Raw genomic sequence first — 6,267 nt, forward strand, 5'->3', positions numbered from 1 at the left:
AAGTCAGTCCGTACGAGCTAATTTACGTTCCAGACGCAAAGCCATGTAACTTAAAGGCAGCGTCAGTACCAGATAAAGCACAGCAACGAAGATATAGGTATCGAACGTAGCAAAAGTCTCACTTGCAACCTGATCGCCGAAATACATGAGATCAAAGCCTGCGAATACGCCTAGTACGGACGAGTTCTTAACGAGGTTAATGAATTGGTTGCTGAGCGGGGGGATCACAATTTTGATTGCTTGCGGAAGGACGATATGCCACATCGTTTGAAGATATGTTAGTCCCGAGGATTGTGCAGCCTCAGACTGGCCTTTAGGCACCGACATAATACCGGCTCGGATCGCTTCCGCGATAAAAGATGCCGTATATACCGTAAGCCCTAAAGTTCCGCATACGAATCCACTAAGGGTAATGCCCATAGAGGGCAGCCCATAGAAAAACACAAAAACAACAAGCAAGAGCGGAATGTTTCGAATGAACTCCACATAGGCCGTACCTAACCATTGCAGCGGTTTCACCGATCCGATACGAAAAATTGCAATGATCGTACCCAGCACAAAGCTGCCAATTAAAGCAATTACGCTGGCAATGATCGTGTTAAAGAAGCCCTTCATATAGATATCAAAATAGTCGGTAAAAATCGAGAAATCCAGCATGCGCTCCCCCCTCATAGACAGAAGATGGGCAGCGGCAGCCACCCATCTCTCCTCTTATTCCTGTTAATTGGATGGCGCTTTGCCGATCCATTTCTCGTAAATCTTCGCGTATTGACCGCTTGACTCCAGCTTCTTCAGCCCTTCATTCACTGCGGCTTGAAGCGTTGTTTCACCTTTTTTCATCGCGATACCGTAAGGTTCATCTGTGAACGGTTCACCTACTACTTCGAAGTTCTTATCCTGTTCCATCATGCCATAGAGGATGGCGTTATCGGTGGTCAACGTATCACCTTGACCTGCTTTCAGAGCGCTGAATGCATCTTGATAATTATCAAACTCCAGTATGGTGGCATCCGGAGATTTCGCTTTAATATTGGCAACGGATGTGGCGCCTTTTACAGCCAGTACCTTCGTTCCTTTTTTAACATCCGCGACACTCTTAATAGGGCTGCCCTTTTTGACGAGCAAGGACTGTCCCGCTTTGAAATACACCTGAGAAAACTCAACTTGCTTCTTACGCTCTTCGGTAATCGTCATCGTCGCAACAATCATGTCAATTTCTTTGTTATCGAGCATCGGAATACGCGTCTTGGACGTTACTTCTTTTAACTCAATTTTCTTTTCATCGCCGAGAATTTCTTTGGCTAGTGCTTTTGCGATGTCGATGTCGAAGCCTTCAACCTCGCCTCCGGTCGGGTTTTTCAAACCGAACAGCTTCGTATCATATTTCACACCAACGACGACTTTGCCTCTACTTTTGATCTCATCCAGAACAGTTGTCCCACCCGCCGGCTTCGTAGTGCTTGGAGCAGCGCTTGCTGCCGGAGTGCTCGATTCGCCCCCAGTTATACTCGTTGTAGAGGCACACCCTGCCAATGCGAATATGGTTACCAACATAAACATGATATTCCACTTTTTTGACATCATTTTTTCGTTCATCTCCTTATTTAATGGTTAAGTACGCGATTCAGAAATAGTTTCGCTCTTTCTTCTCGCGGGTTAACGAAAAATTCATCTGGAGGCGATTCTTCGACAATCTGACCTTTGTCCATAAATACGACGCGATCGGCTACTTCTCGGGCAAAGCCCATCTCGTGTGTGACCACAACCATCGTCATCCCTTCATGGGCAAGCGCCTTCATTACATCCAAAACTTCACCAACCATTTCCGGATCCAAGGCTGAAGTCGGCTCATCGAACAACATGATCTTCGGTTTCATCGCAAGCCCCCTTGCAATGGCAACACGCTGCTGCTGACCACCGGACAACTGCGAAGGAAAGCTGTGTGCCTTATCCTCAATACCTACCTTATCCAGATAGTACATCGCGACCTCTTCGGCTTCTTTCTTAGCCATACCGCGCACCTTAATCGGCGCAAGCGTAATGTTATCAATCACTTTCTTATGCGGATATAGATTGAAATGCTGGAATACCATGCCGATATCTCGGCGCAGCTTGTTCATATCCATCTTCTTGTCGCTGACCTTGTATTCATTCACGACAAGTTCCCCACTTGTGATGGTCTCTAGACGATTAATGCACCTTAGCAGTGTACTCTTGCCTGAACCAGATGGACCTACGACGACAACGACTTCGCCCTGCTGAATCTGAAGATTAATTCCTTTGAGTACATGAAAATTGCCGTAATGCTTCTCTACTTGACGAAATGAGATCAATGGAACCCCCCCTTCGATGAATCTCTATCAATGTAAACTTTTTGTTATGTAAACTGACAATTGATGTACTTAAACAATAAGGTGAAACTATAGAATCTTATGTAATCCGACATTTGTTCAAAAAAAAAAAAAAAGGTACCGGCATTGGCCGATCCCTCATAGCGTCGTAATAATTTTGACGTTCAATATTCACAGAAGTTCCATAATTTCACAAAATTTAAATCCTGAGATTCCACCCTACTGCCCCGTTAATGTAATGAATGCCATCGATCATACCGATAGCCTCGTCCTGGTGTTCATTCAACTATCGTTCTGCTTTAGTGCAGTAATAATGATTAAATCAATTTTCCTATACAATGAAGGTCGTATTCTACTGGTTTAAACCAAATTTTACCATAGTTTTTCATTGAATTAAGATATAATAAAAGTAAAGGATGACTATTTAGATTACAAAGAGGGATACATATGGAATTAAATGAAATAAGAGATAACCTTAATAACATTAGAGAAGATAAAGATTTGTGGAGTGAATTTAAATACTCATCAGTAGATAATTATTCCAAGCGGTATGCATTAGCAATAGAACTGCAATATGACTTAATACCTAATGATAAAGAACTTATAAAGTTTCTAATGGAAAATGAAATTGAAAGTAGAGCGAACGACCCTTTTCAAGGTATTGGTGAGGCACTTAATCTTCTATCATACCTTCTTGCAAGTTTTAGAGACCCCAAAAATGTATGGTTATTTGAAAAAGCTAAATGTGCTAACTTTGATACCTTTTGTGGATATGATAGTGAGTTTATATTTTCAGCTGGTGTTGAAGCTACATGTCATTACCTTGATAAATACAAAATAACTGAGGATAATCACTATTTATTTGAAAGAAAAGATAGCCTTCGAACAATCTTCACTGAAGTACACATAAGCGAATTTTTTGATAAAATGAAGACTAATTACCCTGAGAGTATTACAGAAGAGAATATAGAAAGTATGTTGGATAGGGCTATTCAATTTGAAAATTATAATGAGTGTGAAAGATTATTTGCATTATTAGAGGAACAAGAACAAACAAATATGGAATATTTATTCTACTATGCTAAGGCTATTAGAAATTATAAAAAGGCTGTGTACTATAAGACAAAGCAGTTTGAGACTGTAAAAGGCGCTTGGAATAAGGCTTCTTCACTATTAAACTTAGCAACGGTATATTATCTTGATAGTGATTATACTAATGCATATAAATCAGCAAAGAAATGGCATTGGCTATTATGGCAATTCAAAACATGGAAGAAAACTGGATTAGGAAGAATGATGACAGAAGCATGGTATGATATCTGTTTAGGATTTTATAAACAAGGCAATATAAATTATGCACGAATTTGCTTCAAAAAAGGTGATTATATGTTGAGAAGAGTTAGCAATCCAAGTCTTGTTCTCCTCGAAAAAGCTAATAGCTGTTGCATTAAACTTGATTTAAAGAACGAATTAGAGCGTTATAACAGTTTATATGAAGAAGAGAAGAAACGGGTCGATATGCTCCTCAATTAAAGTGAAAAATGGTTATGTTGGTAGACTGAGGAATGGGTAGGCAAACCACTTTGAAAATAAACTGAATGGCTTTTCTCTAAATTTTAATATGAATCTTATATTCAAGGCTAACTTTGTTCTTGAGTACTGTAAAGTAATCCGTATCATCAGTTGGTACAAAATAGTTGATCCACCACGCTAAACTGCCCGTACTTTAATAAACAAAAAAGAGGAGCTGCCGCGAAGCAAGCTCCTCAAATATCGTCTTTCTATAGTTTTCTTGCCTTGAATACAAAAGTCACAGGAAGCATCTCTGCTTTTTTTGCAAAAGCGCTGTTAGCCCCCGATTGCATAATTTCATCATCAGATTCCTCAATCATTTGCTCAATGACAAATCCCGCTTTTGCTAACGCATTCACATAGGTTGATAGTTTACGGTCCGATAATGTTAGCGTACTTCCTCCAAGAGATAGCGAATACCAAGATTCATCGAAATAATTTTTTTTGAAAACAAGCATATTATCTTGCGCAGCAACACATTTGTGTATTGGGTGAGACCAGCTGAAAATAAATACGCCGTCTTTTTTTAGGTAAGAAGCAATCCGGCGAAAAGTACCCTCAAGGTCAGTTGTCCAGCCTATTGCATAAACCGAATAAACAAAGTCAAAATAATCCTCTGGTATGCCACATTCTTCTTCCATAGGAGAACAGATTAATTTTGCTGAAAGACCGAACTCCGTCAGATGTTGCTTTGTCTTTTCGAGTTGGTTCTCTGATATATCCATACCCCATAGTTCAGATGCTTTGCGTTCCCCCAGATATTGCAAAGATTGACCGCTTCCACAGCCTATTTCCAGTATCTTTTTTCCTGAGACATCGCCAAAAAGCTGGCATTTTTCTTCTGAAACAAATGCTCCATAAAGAGGAAGTGAGGTTGCTCCTAAAACATCATTTCCTTTTGTATCCCAAAATAAGCTGTTTGTTTCATGAACAACACTCGTATCCATGTCGTCGACCGAGATGATACCAACCTCACTACCGCCTATAATGCTTTTCCCATAAACAGTATCCTTCTCCATGCCGACGACCTCCCCAAATAAGGCTCACTCAATATAACCCCAACTCTATGATGGATAAATATGCAAAATCATCATATCGCACGTACTTTCTTGTGTAAATGCCGTCTATTTCGGAAATTGTTACCTTATATACTTGACCTCTTTTTCAATGTTAACTAGGAAATAAATATGGTGATTCATAAAGTTCCACATACAGACCAGACAATTTTATTTCGTGAAGTGCTTCCGAACTATCGTCATTGGATCCAAGATACATATAAAAATCGAACCCAAAGTGTACAAAAATATCATTAGATTCCAGCTTGCACCAATACTCGTCTCGAAGAACAGCCTGAATAATATGCATTTGCTACTGTTTCATACTCTTCTTTTGTTACAGTTTTGCCTATATCACTGTATGAAGTCCATTCATTGGTTTTTTGATAGTTTCCCTTTTCGTCACGATAATCAGGATTGTATTTCGTTACTCGCCATTGGTACCGCATGAATTCCCCGCCTTTAGGTTGAACCATTTTCATTTTATATCATCCACAAGAGTCAATTAAAAGCTGATGGACTATCTAAATGTGGTAGCCCTTAAGATGTTCCACTATCGTTCTTCGTTAGCTTAACTCAATCGTCTTATATTCCTTCCAATCTGAGAGGAAACAAAGAAATTTATTACCTATATCTAACATGCCATGATGAGTTCTCCAAGATCCTCCACCATTAAAAAGATCAATTAACGGTTTGAATAGATCAATAAATTGAATTGCAATTGGATCTCCTTCATCTGCTAATGAACTCCAAATAACATGATTCACGCATAACGCTTGAGTTACTCCATTTGGTGCTTTAATGAGATTGGGACATAACTCAAAAACCTTATCATAATCAATCTTACTTTCCTTATTGATCAATTTAACTGGATCGATATATGGGTATTTTGATTCCACCGAAAGAAAATCAAGAAAAAGAGACAATCGCTTGAAAAACTCCTTGACAAATAAAACGTCCATTTTACACTCTTCTTCGGTTCTTTCATGATTATTCATCCAATTAATTGTGTTTATATTTTCAATTGCTTGATTTAAGAAAAGACTCTTCATTTTACTCTTCTCCTCTTTTTTGCAATCGATTATTAGTAATTTAAATAGAAATCTGACTCAATACATTCGCTATCAATAAGTTATTACCTTTTTTTTGTAATTATCCTCCCTCTATGGAGAAACGTTTTGCTCTTAAATACTCTCGTTTTCTCAGGTTTTAACCATCAGTTCTTTTTAGTAGATAACATTTCAATGGTATGAAGTTGTAGAGGAAGAAATTTATGGATATACCGAAGA

General features: G+C 38.9%; 7 protein-coding genes. 1 reads left to right on the top strand and 6 read right to left on the bottom strand.

Annotated features, from left to right (window positions below; translation table 11 throughout):
• Positions 1-3: 3 nt before the first annotated feature.
• From ACSQ8O_RS36285 to ACSQ8O_RS36295, 3 genes are all read right to left on the bottom strand, one after another.
• Entirely contained in the window at positions 4-657 is a 654-nt protein-coding gene (locus ACSQ8O_RS36285; RefSeq protein ID WP_436245697.1) for an amino acid ABC transporter permease, read from the bottom strand.
• 63 nt (positions 658-720) lie between these two features.
• Complete coding sequence (locus ACSQ8O_RS36290) at positions 721-1,584, bottom strand: glutamate ABC transporter substrate-binding protein (RefSeq protein WP_436245698.1); 864 nt, start codon at positions 1,582-1,584, stop codon at positions 721-723.
• Between the two features lie 20 nt (positions 1,585-1,604).
• On the bottom strand, positions 1,605-2,333 hold the full coding sequence (locus tag ACSQ8O_RS36295; protein WP_436245699.1) for an amino acid ABC transporter ATP-binding protein: 729 nt from the start codon (positions 2,331-2,333) through the stop codon (positions 1,605-1,607).
• A 465-nt stretch (positions 2,334-2,798) separates the two neighbouring features.
• On the opposite strand from ACSQ8O_RS36295, the gene ACSQ8O_RS36300 reads away from it, so the two are divergent.
• Positions 2,799-3,884, top strand: a complete 1,086-nt coding sequence (locus ACSQ8O_RS36300) for a hypothetical protein (RefSeq protein WP_436245700.1) — start codon at positions 2,799-2,801, stop codon at positions 3,882-3,884.
• Between the two features lie 248 nt (positions 3,885-4,132).
• On the opposite strand, the gene ACSQ8O_RS36305 is transcribed toward ACSQ8O_RS36300, so the two are convergent.
• The 3 genes from ACSQ8O_RS36305 to ACSQ8O_RS36315 all read right to left on the bottom strand — a co-directional run bounded on the left by ACSQ8O_RS36305 (position 4,133) and on the right by ACSQ8O_RS36315 (position 6,030).
• Positions 4,133-4,942 carry a class I SAM-dependent methyltransferase gene (locus ACSQ8O_RS36305; RefSeq protein WP_436245701.1) on the bottom strand — a complete coding sequence of 270 codons (810 nt, stop codon included), beginning with the start codon at positions 4,940-4,942 and terminating at the stop codon, positions 4,133-4,135.
• Between the two features lie 290 nt (positions 4,943-5,232).
• The gene (locus ACSQ8O_RS36310) at positions 5,233-5,460 is read right to left on the bottom strand and encodes a hypothetical protein (RefSeq protein WP_436245702.1); all 228 of its coding nucleotides are present in this window, start codon (positions 5,458-5,460) and stop codon (positions 5,233-5,235) included.
• Between the two features lie 84 nt (positions 5,461-5,544).
• Positions 5,545-6,030 carry a hypothetical protein gene (locus ACSQ8O_RS36315; RefSeq protein ID WP_436245703.1) on the bottom strand — a complete coding sequence of 162 codons (486 nt, stop codon included), beginning with the start codon at positions 6,028-6,030 and terminating at the stop codon, positions 5,545-5,547.
• Positions 6,031-6,267 lie beyond the last annotated feature (237 nt).

The organism is Paenibacillus sp. LjRoot56, from assembly GCF_964253335.1.
Lineage (GTDB): Bacteria > Bacillota > Bacilli > Paenibacillales > NBRC-103111 > Paenibacillus_E > Paenibacillus_E allorhizoplanae.